Origin of the sequence: Devosia rhodophyticola, from assembly GCF_028816475.1 — a bacterium.
Classification (GTDB): Bacteria; Pseudomonadota; Alphaproteobacteria; order Rhizobiales; family Devosiaceae; genus Devosia; species Devosia rhodophyticola.
The window spans coordinates 512,031-532,440 of the sequence record NZ_CP118247.1 but is presented as its reverse complement, the minus strand read 5'-3'; the positions used below and the strand labels follow the sequence as shown (position 1 = coordinate 532,440).

20 protein-coding genes are annotated in these 20,410 nt (G+C 57.3%); 11 read left to right on the top strand and 9 right to left on the bottom strand.

The window, feature by feature from the left end:
• Positions 1-148: 148 nt before the first annotated feature.
• From PSQ90_RS02560 to PSQ90_RS02550, 3 genes are all read right to left on the bottom strand, one after another.
• The gene (locus PSQ90_RS02560) at positions 149-757 is read right to left on the bottom strand and encodes a DUF6969 family protein (RefSeq protein ID WP_282211882.1); all 609 of its coding nucleotides are present in this window, start codon (positions 755-757) and stop codon (positions 149-151) included.
• Between the two features lie 317 nt (positions 758-1,074).
• A complete protein-coding gene (locus PSQ90_RS02555) occupies positions 1,075-2,295 on the bottom strand; it encodes a YeeE/YedE family protein (protein WP_282211881.1) in 1,221 nt (406 codons plus the stop codon).
• A gap of 112 nt (positions 2,296-2,407) precedes the next feature.
• The gene (locus PSQ90_RS02550; RefSeq protein WP_282211880.1) at positions 2,408-3,319 is read right to left on the bottom strand and encodes a sulfurtransferase; all 912 of its coding nucleotides are present in this window, start codon (positions 3,317-3,319) and stop codon (positions 2,408-2,410) included.
• Positions 3,320-3,566: 247 nt separating this feature from the next.
• Between PSQ90_RS02550 and dusA the strand changes: the two genes are divergently transcribed.
• Positions 3,567-4,556 carry a tRNA dihydrouridine(20/20a) synthase DusA gene (gene dusA / locus PSQ90_RS02545; protein WP_282211879.1) on the top strand — a complete coding sequence of 330 codons (990 nt, stop codon included), beginning with the start codon at positions 3,567-3,569 and terminating at the stop codon, positions 4,554-4,556.
• Between the two features lie 3 nt (positions 4,557-4,559).
• Here dusA and PSQ90_RS02540 read toward each other — a convergent pair whose 3' ends face one another.
• Both PSQ90_RS02540 and PSQ90_RS02535 read right to left on the bottom strand, forming a co-directional pair.
• Positions 4,560-5,246: a retropepsin-like aspartic protease family protein gene (locus PSQ90_RS02540; protein WP_282211878.1), complete on the bottom strand. Its 687-nt coding sequence runs from the start codon at positions 5,244-5,246 to the stop codon at positions 4,560-4,562.
• 82 nt (positions 5,247-5,328) lie between these two features.
• Positions 5,329-6,171: an adenosylcobinamide-GDP ribazoletransferase gene (locus tag PSQ90_RS02535; RefSeq protein WP_282211877.1), complete on the bottom strand. Its 843-nt coding sequence runs from the start codon at positions 6,169-6,171 to the stop codon at positions 5,329-5,331.
• 64 nt (positions 6,172-6,235) lie between these two features.
• Here PSQ90_RS02535 and cobT point away from each other — a divergent pair, with 64 nt between their 5' ends.
• Positions 6,236-7,264 (top strand): nicotinate-nucleotide--dimethylbenzimidazole phosphoribosyltransferase, encoded by a 1,029-nt coding sequence (gene cobT / locus PSQ90_RS02530; protein WP_282211876.1) that lies wholly within the window; start codon positions 6,236-6,238, stop codon positions 7,262-7,264.
• 15 nt (positions 7,265-7,279) lie between these two features.
• Here cobT and PSQ90_RS02525 read toward each other — a convergent pair whose 3' ends face one another.
• Positions 7,280-8,824 carry a sensor histidine kinase gene (locus PSQ90_RS02525; protein WP_282211875.1) on the bottom strand — a complete coding sequence of 515 codons (1,545 nt, stop codon included), beginning with the start codon at positions 8,822-8,824 and terminating at the stop codon, positions 7,280-7,282.
• 83 nt (positions 8,825-8,907) lie between these two features.
• Here PSQ90_RS02525 and PSQ90_RS02520 point away from each other — a divergent pair, with 83 nt between their 5' ends.
• The 3 genes from PSQ90_RS02520 (at position 8,908) to PSQ90_RS02510 (ending at position 10,466) form a co-directional block, all read left to right on the top strand.
• Complete coding sequence (locus tag PSQ90_RS02520; protein WP_282211874.1) at positions 8,908-9,423, top strand: thermonuclease family protein; 516 nt, start codon at positions 8,908-8,910, stop codon at positions 9,421-9,423.
• Between the two features lie 151 nt (positions 9,424-9,574).
• Complete coding sequence (locus PSQ90_RS02515) at positions 9,575-10,060, top strand: Lrp/AsnC family transcriptional regulator (RefSeq protein ID WP_282211873.1); 486 nt, start codon at positions 9,575-9,577, stop codon at positions 10,058-10,060.
• Complete coding sequence (locus PSQ90_RS02510) at positions 10,050-10,466, top strand: VOC family protein (protein WP_282211872.1); 417 nt, start codon at positions 10,050-10,052, stop codon at positions 10,464-10,466. The genes PSQ90_RS02515 and PSQ90_RS02510 overlap by 11 nt, the downstream gene beginning before the upstream one ends.
• On the opposite strand, the gene moaA is transcribed toward PSQ90_RS02510, so the two are convergent.
• Positions 10,463-11,497, bottom strand: a complete 1,035-nt coding sequence (moaA, locus tag PSQ90_RS02505) for a GTP 3',8-cyclase MoaA (protein WP_282211871.1) — start codon at positions 11,495-11,497, stop codon at positions 10,463-10,465. The two genes, PSQ90_RS02510 and moaA, sit on opposite strands and share 4 nt — an antisense overlap.
• Positions 11,498-11,592: 95 nt before the next feature.
• Positions 11,593-12,174: a L,D-transpeptidase gene (locus tag PSQ90_RS02500; RefSeq protein ID WP_407648193.1), complete on the bottom strand. Its 582-nt coding sequence runs from the start codon at positions 12,172-12,174 to the stop codon at positions 11,593-11,595.
• Between the two features lie 312 nt (positions 12,175-12,486).
• Here PSQ90_RS02500 and rpiA point away from each other — a divergent pair, with 312 nt between their 5' ends.
• From rpiA to PSQ90_RS02475, 5 genes are all read left to right on the top strand, one after another.
• Positions 12,487-13,119, top strand: a complete 633-nt coding sequence (rpiA, locus tag PSQ90_RS02495) for a ribose-5-phosphate isomerase RpiA (protein ID WP_407648192.1) — start codon at positions 12,487-12,489, stop codon at positions 13,117-13,119.
• Positions 13,120-13,158: 39 nt separating this feature from the next.
• Positions 13,159-13,674, top strand: coding sequence for a DUF2059 domain-containing protein (locus tag PSQ90_RS02490; RefSeq protein WP_282211868.1), 516 nt, complete (start codon positions 13,159-13,161; stop codon positions 13,672-13,674).
• 94 nt (positions 13,675-13,768) lie between these two features.
• Positions 13,769-15,142, top strand: a complete 1,374-nt coding sequence (gorA, locus tag PSQ90_RS02485; RefSeq protein WP_282211867.1) for a glutathione-disulfide reductase — start codon at positions 13,769-13,771, stop codon at positions 15,140-15,142.
• 112 nt (positions 15,143-15,254) lie between these two features.
• The gene (locus PSQ90_RS02480; protein ID WP_282211866.1) at positions 15,255-16,628 is read left to right on the top strand and encodes a class II 3-deoxy-7-phosphoheptulonate synthase; all 1,374 of its coding nucleotides are present in this window, start codon (positions 15,255-15,257) and stop codon (positions 16,626-16,628) included.
• A 114-nt stretch (positions 16,629-16,742) separates the two neighbouring features.
• Positions 16,743-18,656: a PAS domain-containing protein gene (locus PSQ90_RS02475; RefSeq protein ID WP_282211865.1), complete on the top strand. Its 1,914-nt coding sequence runs from the start codon at positions 16,743-16,745 to the stop codon at positions 18,654-18,656.
• A 17-nt stretch (positions 18,657-18,673) separates the two neighbouring features.
• On the opposite strand, the gene PSQ90_RS02470 is transcribed toward PSQ90_RS02475, so the two are convergent.
• A complete protein-coding gene (locus PSQ90_RS02470; protein ID WP_282211864.1) occupies positions 18,674-19,099 on the bottom strand; it encodes a response regulator in 426 nt (141 codons plus the stop codon).
• Positions 19,100-19,303: 204 nt separating this feature from the next.
• On the opposite strand from PSQ90_RS02470, the gene PSQ90_RS02465 reads away from it, so the two are divergent.
• The gene (locus tag PSQ90_RS02465) at positions 19,304-20,296 is read left to right on the top strand and encodes a hypothetical protein (RefSeq protein WP_282211863.1); all 993 of its coding nucleotides are present in this window, start codon (positions 19,304-19,306) and stop codon (positions 20,294-20,296) included.
• Positions 20,297-20,410 lie beyond the last annotated feature (114 nt).

Below are 20,410 nucleotides of genomic sequence, written 5' to 3'. Positions count from 1 at the left end.
ACTCCACTTTGTACACCGGGCAGCGAGGCTGCCGGGACATTTTTGGCGGGATATGTGGGTCATTCGTTCACGCAGGCCCCAAAGTTACAAAATCATCGAATGGGACGGCATGTAATGTTGATTGGGGCGCTCGTCGCAGGTGGGTAAACTAGTTGGCCAGGATCGCTTTTGCCTTGGCCGAAAGATCGACCGTCAGTTCAGACGCTACTTCCAGAGTCCTGTCAGCCCGCGCTGCATCCGGCCCAACAGCGGATAGGCCCGCGACTACCTCGTCGCGCTGCCGGATCAGGTCAGCGATTTCCTCTTGGTAAAGCGCAATGATCGCCGTCAGCCAACGATTGACCAGATAGGAGGGGCGCCCCATCTGCACATCAAACCGTTCAAGTAGATCAACAGTTTTTGCCGCATCGGCCCAATCGTCGCCAACCACCCACTGATTGACGCTAAAAAGGCGAACTAGCTTCCCATAGGGATCGACCCCAACCGCGATCAGATGGTGGATGGGGCCCTTGGCGCCGTCCGGTCGCACGAAGCAATGGAAATGACCGTGTTCCTGCTCGGACTGTGGGTCGTGGCAATGATAATACCACTGCGCGCCACTTTCCGGGTCAAACACATCCCCCGCCGGATAATGGCTCCAGGCCTTGATGGTCTCAGCACCGCGTAGCGTCTCCAGCAAAACATTGTCGCCCGATTTGGCAAGCGTTGCTTCGCAAAACAAGGCCTCTTGAGCAGCGCGAGTGCGGTCGGGTTGCATCTCCCTTTACTGCCCCGTCGCCGAACACGGTGCAACCGCCGCACACGGAGCCGCAGCAGCACACGGAGCCACTGCCGCGCAAGGTGCTGCGGCAGAACAGGGTGCTGCGGCAGAACAGGGCGCTGCAGCAGAACACGGTGAAGCAGCCGAGCAGGGAGCTGCGGCAGAACATGGCGACGCGTCACTTGCTACCGCGCTGACAACCGCGGCTGTGACGGCCGCGGGGGCCGGTGCCACGCGATGGCTGACGTGATCAACCGCCACCGCTGTCACGGCGGTGGCCAGCGCCGCGCCAAAAAGAAATGTATTGCGATTACTCATTTCTTGAACCCATCCAGTCCAAACAGCGGACGCGCCAGGATACCGCCGAAACTGCCGGCGAACGCGGCGGCAAACCAGAGCCATCCATGCAGGCTACCCGAGGCAATGCCGGAAAACAGCGCCCCGATATTGCACCCAAATGATAGCCGGGCGCCATAGCCCATCGCCACCCCGCCGATGGCTGCCGCCAAGAGGGACAAGAACGGTAATTTGGCCTTCGGCGCAAATTTGCCGGCCAACCCGGCCGCCAGCGCCGCGCCAAGCAATATGCCAAAATTCATCACCGACGTCGCATCTGCCAGAACGCTATCATTAAGAGCCGCCGCCTGACCCGGCCAGGTCCAGAATTCCCAACTCGCCACCGGCACACCAACCGCGCTGGCAATCTTGCCCCCCCACAAACCAAAGCCGTAAGTGATCGACCATGGATGGCCAGCCACCAGCAAGGTGACCAAATTTAGGGCAGCCAGTGCCAGTCCAGCACCGACGAGTGGCCATGGACCGTGCAGAAGTCGCGTCAAGCCACGCCGAGATGGTTCGGCGGGACGCTCAAGGCTACCATGACGTGCACGTTCGATTAACACGGTTACCCCTGCAACAGCAGCCAAACCGAGCAACGTCACAGCAACGCCACCCGGCACGCCGAGCACTAAACCAAGGCTTGTTGGCGGCATTGAAGGCATCCCCAACCACCATGGCAGATGTGCGGTGCCCAGTAATGCGCCGACAATAAAAAACGCCAATGTCACTAGCATCCGCGCGCTGCCGCCGCCCACGGTAAACAGTGTGCCCGATCCGCACCCGCCGCCCAGCTGCATGCCAAGCCCGAACAGGGCCGCCCCAACCAGCACCGATACCCCAACCGGCGCGGTTGCCCCAACCAGAGGTTGGCCGAACACATTACCCAGAGCTAGAAGGGGAATAAAAGCAATCGCTGCGGCACCGATCATCAGCATTTGTGCCCGCATCGCCCGGCCACGGCCCTCGACTACCATGCGGCGCCAACCACCGGTAAAGCCGAACGAGGCGTGATAAAGCGTGACTCCTAACAGCCCGCCGACCAGAAACAGCAGCGATTGGCGCGGGCTGATAACCTGCCCGATAATCTGGGCCACGACCACAACGGCAAGACTGACCAAAAGCACGACGCCACGGTCGACGTTAATGCCGCTGGCACCGGGAGAAGACTGCGGAACGGAGGCGGAAGCCATACTCATGAGATCAATACTGCCAACGATGGAGCCAATGAAAAGGCTTTAAAGAGCCCGATACGTCAATGTCCAGAGCAAGGCCCTGGACATTGTAATTGCCTATAACGATCCGTCGATCCTATTCAACGGGGCGCTCAGGATCGGCGGCCCATTCAGCCATCGAGCCATCATACATGCGGGTATTCTTGTTGCCCTGGACTTCGGAAAGGCCAAACCAGACTACCGAAGCCCAATGCCCTGTATTGCAGAAGGCGATATTGGACTCGTCGGCTTCTACACCAACGCTGGCGGCAAGACTTGCGACTTTTTCAGGGTCAGCAAAGGACGCCTTGTCGTTGTCATACAGGCTCATGTTTTCAATGTTGACTGCACCCGGAATGGTGCCGGCAACCCGAACCACGGGGCTCTTGGATTCACCCTTGTATTGCGCCGCAGGACGACCATCAATCAGCGGCGTGCCATCGGCCATCGCGGCTTTGACATCGGCGGTCGTGGCCAGCAGTTCCTGACGGAAATTGGGGGTAAAGGTTGCTGGGGGCAAGACGGTGGCGACGTTGGTTACTTCCCCACCAGTCGCATCCCAGGCGCGTGATCCGCCATCAAGAATGGAAACCGCATCATGTCCCAGTACCTTGAATGTCCAGTAGATGCGCGTTGCAGCGCCAAACTCGCTTGAGTTGGTGCCAGCAGGCACAATGACCACATGGCTGTCATCAGAAATGCCCAGCGCTGCAATCAGAGCCGATGTTTTTTCCACGCCAGGAAACTGGCCGGGTACATCATCAATTGAATTGCGCCAGCCCGAGGTGGAGTAGGGCGCGCTGATCGCGCCGGGGATGTGAGCGACGTCATATGGCAACACATCCTTGACGGCATCGCGGCTATCCAGAACGACCAGGCTCTTGTCGCCCAGATGTTGCTCAAGCCAATCCGCATTGACCAGTGGCTGGTCGGTCATGCGTTCAGCGTGAGCGCCAGAAATAAGGCTGAACCCGATCAGAACGGTTGCAGCAAACGTTGAAAAACGCATGGGGAGCTCCAATTTGTTACTGAAAGAGTTGTACCAAATTGCCCCCGCATCTGTCCGGGCATCCAATCGCAAAGACATTGGCGTTAGGAGATTATCCTGCCCCAATGCCTAATCTTTGAGCAATTCGATTTCGTTTCATCGCAGCAATGACATTCGGCAGGGTGCACAATTGCCCGATTTTGCATTAAAGAAGGCGTCCACTCATGATCGTTTCCGGAACGCCATCGCGAAAAGAAGCCGTAACACCTTGAAAAATATAGACCGAACAATTTCCGTCGCCCCGATGATGGACTGGACCGATCGCCACTGCCGGTATCTGCACCGTTTGTTGAGCCGCCGGACGTTGCTGTTTACCGAAATGGTCACCAGTGCTGCTCTGGTGCGGGGCGACAGGGAGCGGTTGCTGAGGTTTGATCCGGTCGAACAACCCGTAGCGCTGCAATTGGGCGGCTCCAATCCCACCGAACTGGCAGAGGCAACTGCCATCGGGGCAGAGTTCGGTTACGCGGAAATTAATCTCAATGTCGGTTGCCCCTCTGACCGAGTGCAGTCGGGTCGTTTCGGTGCTTGCCTGATGGCCGAGCCGGACCTTGTGGCCGATTGCGTTCGCGCCATGCGCAACGCCACGGACCGTCCGATCACAGTCAAGTGCCGCATTGGCATTGATGATCAGGACGTTGAAACCGGGCTAGATCTGTTCGCCGACGCCATGGTGGAGGCAAAGGTTGATGCGCTTTATGTGCATGCCCGCAAAGCTTGGCTAAACGGACTGTCGCCAAAGGAAAACCGCACCATCCCGCCCCTTGACTATGACCGGGTGCATCGCTTGCGGACCCGCCTTGCGCCGTTGCCCGTCATGATCAACGGGGGCATCGATACGCTGGAACATGCCACCCAACAATTGGCGCTCACCGATGGCGTCATGATGGGGCGCGCCGCATACCACACGCCCATGCTGCTGGCCGAGGTCGATAGCAGGATTTTCGGGGAACCTGGCGATCCAGTCACGCTAGAAACAGTCATGATGGAAATGGCCTCCTACGCCGAGGCCCAACTAGGTAAAGGCGTTCGGATCAATCAGATCACCCGCCATATGCTGGGTCTGGCCAATGGCCTGCCCGGTGCCCGCCAGTTCCGCCAGATCCTGAGCGTTGAGGCATGCCGTCCTCAGGCGGGGCCAGAAGTGCTGGACCGCGCTCTTGCAGCCGTTGCTGCGTTGAGCGCATTGGCAGTTTAGAGCCTAGTCGGTCAATTCCAACGCATCCTGACTGACCGAATACCGGGTTAGTGTTTCCAGAAAAGTCATCCCCAAAAGGCTTTTTTCGAGGGAATCATCGGATGTAACAAAAGCACGCACGCCGGTGCGGGTGATGCCACCGATTTCCATACGATCGAGCGTTATAAACGCCGCCTGGCCAGTGCCATTGGCGGTGGAAACCGGAATGTTGAATTGCAGGCGGTCAACGTCAATTCCGGCAGCGGCGGCATCGCTGCTGTTGAGTACCACTGCGCTGGCACCGGTATCAAATATCAAGGGTGTGACATGGCCATTTATGTTGGCACGCACTTCAAAATGGCCGCCCAGCCCACGCGAAAAAATGGCGGTACCGCGCTCAGCGTCAATTACGGCGACGCCAGGCCGGAATTGCCCGGCCACCTTCCAGGCAACGTTGCTCAGATCATAGCGATAGACGTAACCCAGACCGGCTGCGGTCGCGATGGCAATCCAGATCGCCAGATTGCCAAAAAGCTCAGAGGCCCGTCGACGCCGGGAAAACAGGCCGCCGGCAAATATGACCAGTAGTAACAACAGCGGCAGCACTTGCGCCGTCTGGAACTGGTTCAGGCCGACCAAGGCTCCGGCGTCGGCAATAACCACCAAGGCCAACGCTATGGCGATCAGCAATGCGATTCCGATAAATGCCATCGCTTCGCTTACCTCACCACCGCGTACCTACAATTGATAATGGGGACCGATACGGCTTTTTCAAGTCGCATACGCTGCCCACCTAGAGGCCAGCCAGAAAGCCCGTCAAAAGACCGATTTCGAGCAAAGCCACCAGCGCGCCGACCAAATCACCGGTTTGCCCGCCAACCAGCCGCACACACAACACTGTCCATCCAAGGATTGTTGCCAAGCCGATGGCCAATCCAAGCCCGAGCCCAAGCAAACCCGCGAACGGCGCTGCCAAAACAAACCCGATCAACAGCGCAAAACCCGCCCCGACGGCAAAATTGCGCTTGAGCAATTGTCCCGCCGTCGCGCCAGCCCCATCCGTGCGGGCAGGCGCGGCACTGGCCGCCAGCCACAGCGCGCAGGAGCGCCCCATGACGCTCGCGCCCAGCCATAATCCGGCTGCAGCGAGGGGATTGACCATCGCAATGGCGCCAAGTGCTGCAATCCGCAAGACCAGAAACAGGCATAGTGCAGCCACCCCATAGGTGCCATGCCGACTGTCCTTCATGATTTCGAGGCGCCGCGCTGCCGTTGCGCCACCGAAAAGCCCGTCCGCACTGTCCGCAATTGCGTCCTCTGACATGGCGCCGCCAACCAGAACGGCGGCGCCAACGGCCAGCGCAGCGCCAAAATAGCTCGGCAATCCCAGCCAGCCCGTCAGCAACAACAAGGCCGCCGGTCCAACCCCAATCACCAGACTGGCAAAGGGCAATGCCAAGGCGATTCGATTGAGATCGGGAATTTCGTGCGTTGCGTCGCCGGTCGGCAGCCGGGAAAAAAACCGCAACGCCATCAGGAAATCGGCTCTGAGCCCCGGAACTGGCGGCGCTTCAAGTGGCACCGTCGGTTCGCGTTCTTCTGTAATCGGCGGGCTGCCCTGATGCTCGGCGCTCAATTGCATTTCCATCGAGTTTGCGTAACAAGGTCGCCATTCCTAGCACTTTACCGCCGGACCAGCCATGCCCGCCTCGCCAAACGCCGTCTACGCCGATGTCATCGAACTTTTGACCATTCTGCCCGAGGGCGACGAAGCAGCCGTAGCCGCGATTCGTGAGCGTGATTCGACCTTGACCAAGCCGCCGGGGTCATTGGGGCAGCTGGAAAAGCTGGTAGAATTTTTGGGCCGTTGGCAGGGTAAGGCCACCCCAACCCTCGATAATCCTATGGTGGCAATCTTTGCTGGCAACCATGGCGTTACCGATCAGGGTGTTTCGGCCTTTCCGCGCGAAGTGACGGCCCAGATGGTCGCAAATTTCACCAATGGCGGTGCGGCTATTTCGCAGATTTGCGGGTTGCACGAAATCAACCTGCGGGTGTTCGAGCTGGCGCTGGAACTACCAACAGGGGACATCACCACGGCAGCAGCGCTCGATGATCGCATGTGCGCCGCCACTATCGCTTATGGCATGGAAGCCATTGCCGGTAAGCCCGATCTGATTTGTATCGGCGAAATGGGGATTGGCAACACAACGGTTGCCGCCGCGATCTATGCGGCCCTGTTCGGCGGCACCGGTGCGGATTGGGTAGGACGCGGTACCGGCGTTGACGATGCTGGCCTACGGCGCAAGGCCGACGCCGTGGATCGTGCGTTGGCCTTTCACGGCGATGCACTAAGTGACCCCTGCTCGATATTGGCGCGCGTCGGCGGTCGTGAAATCGCAGCCATGCTCGGCGCCTTGATTTCTACGCGTCAGCAAAAAATTCCGGTCATAATCGATGGGTTTGTGGCGACTGCCGCCGCCGCTGTGGCTTTTGCGGTCAATCCGGCATCAATCGATCATTGCATTTTTGCCCATGTGTCTGCTGAAGGCGGTCATCCAAAGGCACTCAGGGCAATGGGCAAAACCGGCCTGTTGGATCTTGGTCTGCGATTGGGGGAAGGCAGCGGCGCGGCTCTTGCTGCGGTCCTCGCCAAGACCGCCCTGCACCTGCATAACAATATGGCGACCTTTGCCAGCGCTTCGGTCAGCGGTCGCCAATCAGACTAGAATGCGAGCAGCGCCTCAGCTGGCATCAGAATAAATTTCCAGCTTCTGCTTGCGCTCAACAACCGGGGCCAGTGCATCCATAACGCGGGCGCGCGGGAAGGTGGCAATGACTTCGGTCCCAAAGCGCAGTTTGGAAAACAGATCAAAGCGCCCCTGATGTAGGTCCATGATTTTTTGAACAATTGGCAAGCCTAGGCCCGCGCCCTGTTCCGCAGTCTTTTGCGCCAGCGATCCCTGACCAAAAGAGGACAGCACCGTTGCAATTTCCTCATCGGGAATGCCGGGGCCATTGTCCTTGACCGAGACCATCTGCCCGCCATCCCCGCTGCGGGTAACAATCAGGATGACCTTGCCCGATTGCGGTGTAAACTTGATGGCGTTCGACAAGAGATTGAGCACCACTTGCCGAATGGCCCGTTCGTCACCCCAAAGCCTGGGCAGGTTTCTGCCAACATTGTAGATCAACTCGATGCCTTTGGCTTTGGCGCGCAGTTCCATCATACGGCGGCAGTCTTCAGCGATTTCGACCAGTGAAACCACTTCTTCGTTTAGCTCATACTTGCCCGCCTCAATGCGCGACAGATCAAGCAATTCGTTGATAAGGTTCAATAAATGCTGACCGCTGCTATGAATGTCGCCCGCATATTCCTTGTCTTGCGCAACCTGATGCGGCCCCAGAAGTTCCGATTGCAAAACCTCGGAAAACCCAATGATCGCATTGAGCGGGGTACGCAGTTCGTGGCTCATCGTCGCCAGGAACTGCGACTTGGCAATATTGGCCTGTTCGGCGTGGCGGCGCGCTTCGTCCGACATCTGCCGCGCTTCTTCCAGATCATTGATCAGCGCGTCTTTTTCAGATTGGTGGGTGATGGTGTCGAGATCGGCCGTATGCATCTGACGGGCGATATAAACAAAGAAGATTTCGCCGCAAATTGTCACCCCGGCAAGGGTGTAATTGAGCGTGCCACCCAAAGCGATCAAATTGACGCTGACAGTCAGTGTTGCGGGCAGGGTGCTGAAAATAGTCGCGGGCGGCAGCGAGCGGGTCGAAACGGCATTGGCCGCAATACACACCAGAACCATGGCGAACATCACCGCTGTCAGCGATTCCAGATTGGCCACCAGCGTGAACAGCGCCAATGTCGACCATGTAAGCCCGTAGATGCACTCGGCGACTACAAATGTCGTGGTCCATTGGCTGGCGTTGAATTTTTGCGGGTTGGTTCTCTGAAAGCGGCGTGCGATCAAAGCAACGGTAGCCAGACTGAGCAACACCACACCCGCCCAAAGTGCGGTAAACAACGCAGGCACCCAAAGAGAGGAGACGCAGGCAAGGATGACCACGATCGCCGCAATCGGAAACGCGCCCGTCAACCGGGCGTCGGCATATTCCTGCATGAGTTCGAAATCATAGGAAGCGCGCGTGCCTGAACTGGACGTCAGGCGCTGGCGCGCATCCGAAACCGTTTTTTGCGCATTTCCCTTGTGTTCTCGACCCATACGGGCGCGGACGTCAATATCAAACGTCGCCGGTTCTTGCGGCATGGCACTATTACTCATTTACTAAATCAGGCGAACCAGAAACACATTCGCAATGCTCGTCTGTGACTTTAGCGACTTCGTAGTTAACGCCCGGTGAAATCTTGCCTTCCTATTCTCGCAAAAGCCGACTGTTCTCCGGACGCCGTGGCGCGGTGGTCGCCGTTATGATTCTCGTCGCCTTCGCCGTGATCGCCGCGCGGCTGGAACCGCCGTCAGACAGGCTTTCCGGCCAGCTGCGCGCCAGTGATGGCGATAGCTTTCACTTTGGATCAGACCGGGTGAGGTTGCTCGGTATCGATTCCCCCGAGCTCGCTCAAACCTGCCTGTCTCCAAGCGGCGCACAGTGGGCCTGCGGCAAGCGCGCCCGCGAGCAACTTGAAACACTGTTGCTTGGGCAGGTCAGTTGCGCTCAATCCAGCCGGGACCGCTTCGATCGCGTTCTCGCCAATTGCCAAAGCGATGGCCGCGATATCGGTGCGGTCATGGTGTCGCAGGGGTTGGCTGTTGCAACAGAGGGCTACAATCGTGAACAATCATCGGCCCGCGCCGCTAAAAGGGGTATTTGGGCCGGAACCTTTGAAAATCCACGTGCCTGGCGGGATCGTCATCCAAGATAAAAATCGTGTGCCGGACCTGATTTACATGCCAGTTGCACCATAGTAGGTTCTAGCAAGAATATTGCGCCGACAGGCAACATGTCCTAGGTCTCGCGCCAAAATTCGGCAAAATACACGCGATTCACGCAATCACATTTTCCAGGATGCTAAAGTGGCGCTCGACAAGATAGATCGCAAGATTCTGACATTATTGCAGAAAGACGCAACCATGCCGGTGGCCGAAATCGGTCGCAAGGTCGGTCTGTCGACAACCCCATGCTGGCGTCGCATCCAGAAAATGGAAGAAGATGGTGTTATCAAGCGCCGCGTTGCCGTGCTCGAGCCCACAAAGGTCAACGCTGGGGTAACAGTTTTTGTCTCGGTTAAGACCAACGAGCACAGCGACGGCTGGCTGCGCAAATTTGCGACCACCGTCGAGGATTTCAATGAGGTCGTCGAATTTTACCGGATGAGTGGCGATATCGACTATCTGTTGCGCGTTGTCGTGCCCGATATTGCTGCCTACGATGCCTTCTACAAACGCCTCATTGCCAAGATTGCCCTGACCGATGTCAGTTCGTCATTTGCCATGGAGCAGATCAAATACACCACGGCGCTGCCGTTGGAATATGTCATGGTCGCCGACGATGACAAGTGAACAGGGCCTGATTGGCTTTGAACATATCGGCATGACCGTCGCAGATATTGATCGAACCATCGCGTTCTATTGTGGCCAGCTTGGGCTTAAACTGGTCCTGCGCAAGCCCAACGCGCAAGGGGACACGGTTTTTCTTGATGCTGGCGGTGCCATGCTTGAAATATTCGGGCGCACGGGCCCGACTGCCCCCGCCAGCGATGTTGCGCCAAACCAGTCTGGCCTGCGCCATCTGACCTTTGCCTATCATGACATTGGCTTGATGTTCGAAAAGCTTGTCAGCGCTGGTGCCGAACCCGTCGAGGCGCCGCGACTGGCCCACAATGTTGAAATGTTCAAACGTGTCGCATTCGTGCGCGATCCGGACGGCATCTTGATCGAGTTGGCAGAACGCGCCGAGGGCCGCTAGCCGCCGGTCACTGACATATGTCGGTTCAGCGCCGGAGCTGGTGCACTACGGTCAATGACAAAATCATGGCCCTTTGGTTTGATGACCATGGCGTGATCTAACGTCGCGTCCAAAGCGCTCAATCCACCATCACGCAACGCATCGCGCAGATTGACCTGATCGTCCTGCCCAAGACACAGAAATAGCTGCCCTGTCGCCGTCAGCCGGACACGGTTGCAACTTTCACAAAAATTATGGCTCATCGGGGCAATAAACCCCAATATTCCGCCCGTTTCAGCGACCTTTACGTAGCGCGCCGGTCCGCCCGTTGTTCGATCCAGTTTTTCGAGCGAATAGCGTTGCGCCAGCCGGTCGCGAAGTTCCCGCAACGGCAGGTAGCTGTCGACACGGTCGATTCCAACCTCACCCAGCGGCATGCCTTCGATCAGCGTCAAACCCATGCCCTTGGCATGCGCCCACGCCATCATCGGTTCAATTTCATCGTCATTGGTGCCGCGCATCGCCACCATATTGATTTTTATCTGCAGCCCTGCTTTGCGCGCCGCTTCGATCCCGCCCAGGACATCTTCAATGCGGCCCCGGCGCGTGATGGCGCGAAATTTTTCAGGATCAAGCGTATCAAGCGAAACATTGAGGCGGCGAATGCCCGCCGCTGCGAGCGCTTGGGCGTGGCGCGCCAACTGACTACCATTGGTCGTCATGGTCAGCTCGTTCAACCCGCCCGTTCCGAGGTGGCGGCCCAGAGCATTGACCAGATCAATAATGTCCCGCCGCACCAGCGGTTCGCCGCCCGTCAGCCTGAGCTTGGTGACCCCGCGCGCGACAAATGCCGCGGCAATGGTTTCAATCTCTTCAAAAGAGAGAACCTCACGCTTGGGCAAAAAACTCATGTTTTCGGCCATGCAGTAGGTGCACCGGAAATCGCATCGATCGGTAACCGAAATGCGCAAATAGCTGACATGGCGCCCGAAACTATCAATAAGCGGGCGGCTGCTGGGCTGCAGCGAATGGGGAGGCGCGGGTAAACTCATCGCTCTATTTTGGTCCCGTTTGTCAGATTTTGAAAGCCACAAACAAAAAGGGACAGTCAAAAGACTGCCCCTCAAAACCGTAAATTGCGGCAGAACTACCTGTTGACGATAACCTTGGCGCCAACCCTGACACGCTCATAAAGGTCCATCACATCTTCGTTGGTCAAGCGGATGCAGCCCGATGAAACGGCCTGGCCAATTGTCCAAGGCTCCGATGTGCCGTGCACGCGATAAAGCGTCGAACCGATATAAAGCGCCCGTGCGCCCAACGGGTTGTCTGGACCACCCGGCATATATGCTGGCAAATCGGGAACGCGCTTGCGCATCTGCGCCGGTGGAGTCCAGCCTGGCCATTCGGCTTTGCGCGAAATCCGGTTTTGTCCGGACCAGCGGAAACCATCGCGGCCAACACCGACGCCATACTTGACCGCTTTGCCATCACCCAGCACGAAATAGAGCCGCCGCTCTCCTGTTTCGATGATAATGGTGCCGGGGCGCTGATTGGATTGATAGGACACCACTTCGCGCTTGATCGCACTTCTGCCGCCAGTACGGGCACCATAGGTTACTTCTTCAAACGTGTTGGTATCTGCATTGTAGCGTTTTGTCGCCATGGCTTCGGAGACAAAGGTCATCGATAACGCTATGGATGCCAATAAGATGGCTGCAGTTTTCATTTTAGACATTTGTCGCAACGCCTCATCACTGTGCCCGACTACACGGCCGGTCGGGGAAAAGATTACGAGTTAACTACGCGGTTTGGCAGGAGCCGAACAGAGCGCCGCCGTGATTTTGCCACACTTCGGGCACTATCGCCTTAATAGTGTTGCTGACAGGTTACAATTTTCCAAAAGACATTCTTTGGTCTTGGTTGACAGATCTGGCGTCAGTCCGCATCACGATGCCATAATGGCATATGAGGAGCTGAAGTGAGCGAGATTGAAAAGCGTCAAGCTGCCGCCTGCGCCTTGGAAGAAGTCCGATCGGGCATGCGCATTGGTCTTGGGACTGGTTCTACGGCAAGGCACTTTGTGGATTTGCTCGGCGAGCGAGTCGCAAATGGTTTTGAGTGCCTGTGCGTCCCCACCTCCGAAACGACAGCAGATCAGGCTGCGGCCCTCAACATTCCCCTGACCGACCTCGAAACCATCGACCGGCTCGATATTACAATAGACGGCGCTGACGAGATCGGTCCCGGCCTGTCCTTGATCAAAGGTGGGGGCGGGGCGCTGTTGCGCGAAAAGATCGTGGCGGCCGCATCTGACCGCATGGTGGTGATCGCCGACTCTTCCAAGGTCGTCGAAGCGCTGGGCCGTTTCCCCCTGCCCGTCGAGGTGAATCGCTTCGGCCTTGGGGCAACGCGTCGTTCCCTCGAATTGGTTCTGGTCGAACATCAGGCGCAGGGCGCGCTTAATTTGCGCCTCAATAGTGCAGGCAATCCTTTTGTTACCGACGGCGGTCACCTTATTCTTGATGCTTTATTTGGCCGCATTTCCGCGCCAGAAGCGCTTTCACAGGCGTTGCTGAATATACCCGGTGTTGTTCAGCACGGGCTGTTTCTGGGGTTGTGCAAAAGGGCTTATGTCGCAAGCCCAGATGGCGTAAGAACTCTCAACGACTAAAAGCTGACCAACGGGTGGATCAAGAATATGGGTTTTTCGATGATGACGAGCGCAGTCAAACGCCTTCGGGCCGTTACAGCTATCGTTCTCAGTCTGAGCATGCTGGCTCTGGCTGCGCCGACAATGGCACAGGAAGTGGCGCCCGATCATCTAGCGCTAGCGCGCGAATATGTTGATTTGACCGATCGCGCCGCAATATATGAGACCACATTGGTCGAAACGGCTATCCAGACATCCAGGCAAATCCTTTCCCAAAGCCCCGATCTCGCTGATGTTACCAACAAGGCAATCGAAAAGGTCTTGGGGGAATATAAAAGCCGCAAAGGCGAATTGCTTGATCAATTTGCCCGCATTTACGCGCTGAGGTTCAGTATCGAAGAGCTCCAGGAAATTGTCGCCTTTTACAGCTCTCCGACCGGAGAAAAGCTGGCAAAGGCCAATTTCGAAGTCAATAGCGACATGCAGCAGGTGCTTCAGGTATTCACCAATAATCTCAATCGCGAGTTCTTTGCCAAGGTTCGCGCCGAACTAAAAGCCGACGGCGTCGATTTGTAATCGCGGCCAGTCGCTGACCAGAGGCCTCGCTTGTGCGGGGCCTTTTTTTATGCGACTCGCACCCCACATGTAGTCGCCAATCTGGAGTGCCCCAATGAGCAAGAATTATGATCTGGTCGTCATCGGTGCGGGCTCAGGCGGGGTGAGAGCTGCGCGCATGGCCGCGGGGTTTGGCGCCAACGTTGTGATTGTCGAAGAGTTCCGCGTTGGCGGAACCTGCGTCATTCGCGGCTGTGTTCCCAAGAAACTTTACGTCTACGCCAGTCGCTTTGCCGACATGTTCGATGTTGCGCAAAGCTTCGGCTGGCAGGTTAGCGCAAGCTTTGACTGGCCAACATTGGTGGCCAACAAGGAAAAAGAAATAACCCGGCTTGAAGCGGCCTATGTTTCGGCACTGGAATCGCCAGGGGTCGATATCATCCGCGATCGCGCTGTCGTAACCGGACCCAATAGCGTCAAACTGGTCAAGTCGGGCGAAGAACTGCGGGCCAAGCACATCCTCGTCGCGACCGGCGGGCATCCGCGACTGCCAGATATTCCCGGTGTTGAACTTGGCATTACCTCCAACGAGGTTTTTGATCTGGAAAAGCTGCCCCATTCTATATTGATCGAAGGCGGCGGCTACATTGCTGTTGAATTTGCCACGGTCTTTGCCGGCCTTGGCGTCGATACAACCCTTATTTACCGTGGTAACTGCGTCCTGCGCGGCTTTGATCTCGACATGCGCCGCGGCTTGGAAGCCGGGCTGCAGAACCGCGGCGTAAAGCTGATCTACGAAACCACCATCCGGTCCCTGGAAAAACAGGGCGACGACATTTCGGTTGCGCTAAGCGATGGTGTTACCGCGCCATATGGGGCGGTAATGTTTGCGACTGGTCGCGTGGCCAATGTTGAAGGGTTGGGGTTGGAATCGGCAGGCGTGGCATTGGACGACGTCGGCAATATCAAAGTTGATAGCTATTCCCAGACATCGACCCCATCAATTTATGCGGTGGGCGATGTGACCGGGCGGGCAGCGCTGACGCCGGTGGCCATCCGTGAGGGCTGGTATTTCGCTGAGACCGTTTACAACAATAACCCAATGGCGGTGGATCATTCCAGGATCCCGACGGCGGTATTTGCAGAACCCGAACTCGGCGTTGTCGGCCTGACAGAGGCAGAGGCCGCAACCCACGGCGACGTTGATGTCTACGTTTCCCGTTTCCGCCCGATGATCAATACCCTTACCACGAAAACCGATCGCATGATCCTCAAACTGATCACCGAAGCGGATGGCGGAAAGGTTCTCGGCTGCCATATTCTGGGGCCGGGAGCGGCAGAAATGATCCAGTTGGTTGCCATCCCGCTCATTATGAACGCAACAAAGGTCGATTTCGACAAAGCAATGGCGCTGCATCCGTCGGCGGCCGAAGAACTGGTGACATTCAAGGCACCAAGTTACAGCTATCGCGATGGCAAGAAGGTCTAACGGCGTAGGCGACAACGGCAATTGTGCCTTGGCAGGTTGGGCATAGCTTGCTATCTCCCTGCCAGATCAATCGCGGTACCAGCATTTGCCGCCCGGCTGAGTGAGAAAAGACATGAGCACATGGACACCAGGTAGCTGGCGGGACCGGCCAATCTCGCAGGTCCCCAACTACCCCGACGCTGCATCGCTTCAGGAAGCCGAGCGGCAACTGTCCACTTTTCCGCCACTGGTGTTTGCCGGGGAAGCTCGCGATCTGAAATCGCAGCTCGCCGCTGTTGCCAAGGGCGACGCGTTTCTGCTGCAGGGCGGCGATTGTGCGGAAAGCTTTGCCGAACATGGCGCTGACCACATCCGCGACTTCTTCCGCGTTTTCCTTCAAATGGCAGTTGTTCTAACCCACGGTTCCTCCAAGCCGGTGGTCAAGGTTGGGCGCGTTGCCGGTCAGTTCGCCAAACCACGCTCGTCGGACACTGAAACCGTCAATGGCGTGGAACTGCCCAGCTATCGGGGTGACATTATCAATGCCATCGAGTTTAACGAGAGCGCGCGGCTACCTGATCCAGATCGGATGTTGCACGCCTATCGGCAGTCCGCCGCAACGCTCAACCTGCTTCGTGCCTTCGCCTCGGGCGGTTACGCCGACCTGACGCGCATTCACGAGTGGACCGTCGGATTCCTCAAGGACTCCAACTGGTATCCGCGTTACGAAGAACTGGCCCGCAAGATTGATGACGCCATCGAATTCATGGCGGCGCTCGGGCTGACACCCGAAAATACGCCCGCCCTGCGCCAAACGAGGTTCTTCACCAGCCATGAAGCGCTGCTGCTTGGCTATGAGGAGGCACTGACCCGGCGCGATTCCATAACCAATGACTGGTATGCGACCTCGGGTCATATGCTTTGGATTGGCGATCGCACCCGTCAGCCGGACGCCGCACATGTTGAATATTTCTCCGGCATTCACAATCCAATCGGCATCAAATGTGGTCCCTCGCTGCAGGATGATGATTTGCTGCGTTTGCTGGATCGGTTAAACCCCAAGGACGAAGCGGGGCGCATAACTCTGATCGGGCGCTTTGGCGCTGATAAGGTCCAAGAGCATCTGCCGCGCTTGATCGAAACCGTGCAGCGCGCCGGACGTACCGTTGTCTGGTGTTCAGACCCTATGCATGGCAACACCATCAAGGCTTCGACAGGCTTCAAGACTCGCCCGTTCGACAAGGTGCTTTCGGAGGTGAAAGGCTTTTTCGACGTGCACCGGGAAATGGGCACATATGCCGGTGGCGTCCATATCGAAATGACGGGCGATGATGTAACCGAATGTGTCGGCGGCGTCTCGGCGGTGACGGAAGCTTCCCTGTCGGATCGCTACCACACTTATTGCGACCCACGCCTCAACGCCAGTCAGGCGCTGGAGTTAGCTTTTCTGGTCGCCGAGGAAGTGCATGCGCAAAAGCCTGTCCGGGTGCTCCGATCGGCTGAATAATAATACTTGTTGTCTATGAACTGTTTGACGGGTTCGCGCGTTCACTGAGAGCGCGCGGCCCCTAGTATCGGCCCGGCGACCGTTGCAACCAACCGCGAGACACAGGCGCTAGCCATGCCCCGTACTCTGTTCCCCGCCGCCACGCCCGAACTTCGCGTTCAGCTTGAAGCGTTTCCAACTCTAAAGCTCATCAATGATTACGATTGGGCCGCTAGCCCTTTGGGACCGATAAGTTCCTGGGCCGACAGCGTTAAAGGCGTTGTGCGCATGTTGGTCACCGCATCGGCCCCGATGGTTGTACTTTTGGGGCCTGAAGGCATCTTGATCTACAACGATGCCTACGCCAAGTTCGCCGGCGACCGGCATCCCGAAATTTTTGGCAGGCCAGCGATGGACGCCTGGCCCGAAGTTGCTGATTTCAATCGGGAACGTATTGCTGGCGGCCTTCGCGGGGAAACCTTGGTTCTTCACGACGCCGAACTGTCATTGAACCGGCACGGGCAACCCGAGCCCGTTTGGCTCGATCTCAATTATAGCCCGATCCTGGGCGATGACGGGCGGTCTCTAGGCGCATTGTGCATCGTCCACGAAACGACCGATCGGGTCATGACTGAGGCAGCGTTGACCCGCAGCGAGGAAAGACTGTCGCTGGCCCTGAGTGGCAGCAATCTGGTAGGTACGTGGGACTGGGATGTTGACGCGCGCCGGGTGACCGCTGATGATCTTTTCGCTTCACTTCACAATATCGATCCACTGCGCGCCGGTATAGGCGTGCCGGCTGAGTTGATTGGCGAGGCGATCCACCCCGACGACCTTGAACGGGTTACCGAGGGCGTTGAAGCCGCACTCCGGTTCGGCGCCGATTTTCATTCCGAACATCGCGTTGTCGCCTCGGATGGGACCGTGCGCTGGCTCGTTGCTTCGGGCCGCGCCCGCGTGGGTAGTGATGGCAAGGCCGCCCGTTTTCCGGGCGTTGTGGTCGATGTTACCGAACAAAAGCAAGCCGTTGAGGCGCTGGCCGAAAGTGAAGCCAAATTCCGCACGCTCGCCGACACAATGCCGCAAATGGTCTGGTCAACGCTTCCTGACGGCATGCATGACTACTATAATGCGCGTTGGTACGAGTACACCGGTGTTCCCCCGGGGTCGACCGATGGTGAAGCCTGGAACGGCATGTTCCATCCAGATGATCGGGACCGCGCATGGGCCGCATGGCGGCACAGTCTGGCAACGGGCGAGCCCTACAAGATTGAATATCGCCTGCGTCACCGCTCCGGCAATTACCGCTGGACGCTCGGACTGGCATTGCCAATCCGCGATGCCGACGGCAAGATCGTTCGCTGGTTCGGCACCTGCACAGACATTCATGAAACCCGCCTGCTGGCCGAAGAACGTGAACTGATCGCCCAGGAATTAAGCCATCGCATCAAGAATATATTCTCGGTGATGACAGGCATAATCAGCCTATCGGCGCGCAATCAACCCGAAATGAAACAGTTCGCCGATCAATTGCGCCAGCGCATTTTTGCCCTGTCCGAAGCGCACGACTTCGTGCGGCCGCACGGACCTGGCGGGCAGGAGGAGCAAATCCAGTCTGAACTCTGGGCGTTGATTGAAAAACTGCTTACGCCTTATCAGGCTGGCGATCAGCGGCGGGTGGAATTTGCTGGATCAAACGCGATAATTGACGAAGGCGCTGCCACTCCGCTGGCCTTGCTAGTGCACGAAATGGCAACCAATGCCGCCAAATACGGTGCCCTATCCGTGCCCGACGGATCAATATTGCTGACGGGCTCGATTGCAAACGACAAGTACACATTGACCTGGAAAGAACGAGGCGGACCGCAGTTGAAGCCAAGTGATCACGCTGGCTTTGGTTCGCGCCTGATAAGCCTGAGTGTTGAAGGTCAGCTCCACGGCAAGCTGGAACGCGTCTGGGAAGTGGATGGACTGCGCATAGAAGTTGAGGTCCCTCTCAGTGCCTTGCGCCGATCAGGAAAGCTTTTGCCCGAAAAGGTTGAAAGCTGAAATCGTCTTTGGCGCGCCTACGCCAACAATGCGCCGCCACCACCCCAGTTAAATAGCTGAAGCCGACGCGGTGGTGTTGCCTTTTTCTTCTCATGCTGAGCAACAGCATATTCAACCGCTTGCTTCAGCTCTTTGCCGCCGACCGGCTTGGCGAGGACTCCCAGCGTACCAGAAACCCCTTTACCCAACTGCGACGGGTTGGCGGTCATGAACAATACCGTGACACCATGGATTTGAGCCAGAATACGGCCTACCGCAATCCCCGTCGGTCCATCTTCCAGATTGAGATCTACGAGCGCAATGTCCGTTTCGGGGCCAAGTGCAAGGGCGCTCTGCTTGTTAGCCACAACCCCAACGGCTGTGTGACCCATTTCAGTTACAACATGTTCGATCTCGGCGGCGACGAAAATCTCATCTTCAACGACCAGTATTCTGCAACTCATCACACTTCTCTTGGGTCAATCCATTCTGTCTATCTCACCAACCCGCCGGGTCAGGATCGGTTGCGCCAATTCTCGGAACCGTGTTCACAATCCCAAAAATACAGCACGAATCGACACTTACGGTTAGCGGAACGTTAACTCTAATCCATCATAACTATTGTCCAAACCCGACCGAAATCGATCCGTCACTTTGGGGGACACGCCGTGCGTTCGATCAAACTAGCTGCTGTTGCAACTCTGGTTGCGGCCACACCAGCGTTGGCGGCGGATTTTCCCGAAGCGCCAGAGCTTCGGCCCGCTTTTAGCGAAATGTTCTCCGACTCAGGGCAGGGACCTGTCCGCTTCGAGTTCGGCACCCGCTATTGGTATTCCTGGGGTAAGCAGGAAGCGGGCTTCACCGCACCCGGTATCGGCGATGTCAATCTGTCGGTCGATGATCGAACCCATATCGGCGAACTGCACGGCAAGATAACCGACCTGTCCACCCAGACCTATGTGAATGCCATTGCTGGCTTGGGCTTTAGTACGTCGGGCACCTACAACATAGCGCCAGCGAGTTCTGGTAATATCGGTCCTAATTCATCCATCGGATATGCTGGCGCCGATTTTGGTTGGCTGCCGTTTGGCAATATGGATGGCGGCGTCGCCATTGGCGGCCTTATTGGCTATCAATACTGGAAAGATGCCCCCGACATCGGGCAGGGCACTTACGCGGCATCCTTTGATGGTGCGGGCAATCCGGCCAGCTACGGCACGGCCAAGGATGACTTTGACATTCACGCCCTGCGTCTTGGCGTCAAGATGCAGGCTGACCTGAGCGATCAATTCGACTTGCAGGCCGAAGTCGCGGCGGTGCCATACGCATGGGTTACCGGTTCGCTCGGCGGCAGCGGTTCGTCGCCGTTCATGTTCCCAGCCCTTGGTGGAGCAAAAGTTTATGAGCGCGCACCAACCACGCTTAGTGGTCACGGGTATGGCGCCATGGGCGAACTGATGGTCGGCTTCCATCCCACGGAAAATCTGACACTGCGTGTCGGTGGCCGCGCCTGGTATGTTCAGGGTGATCTTGAGGCCGAGTTTAAATCCAACACAGTTGTCGGGCCAGCCGTCATTCAAAATGCCGACATGAACCTCAAGAGCAATTATGCCCGCATTTTCCGCTACGGTGCCCTGTTTGAGTTAACCGGCCGCTTCTAACCCACAGCTGCAATTTCACTTTGTCCGCTTGCCCCTGCCGGGGTGAGCGGATAAGTGTTTGTCACGTCCGTATTCATTAACGGACCGAGCCTTTTTCTCTTGGCAGCGAGCTAG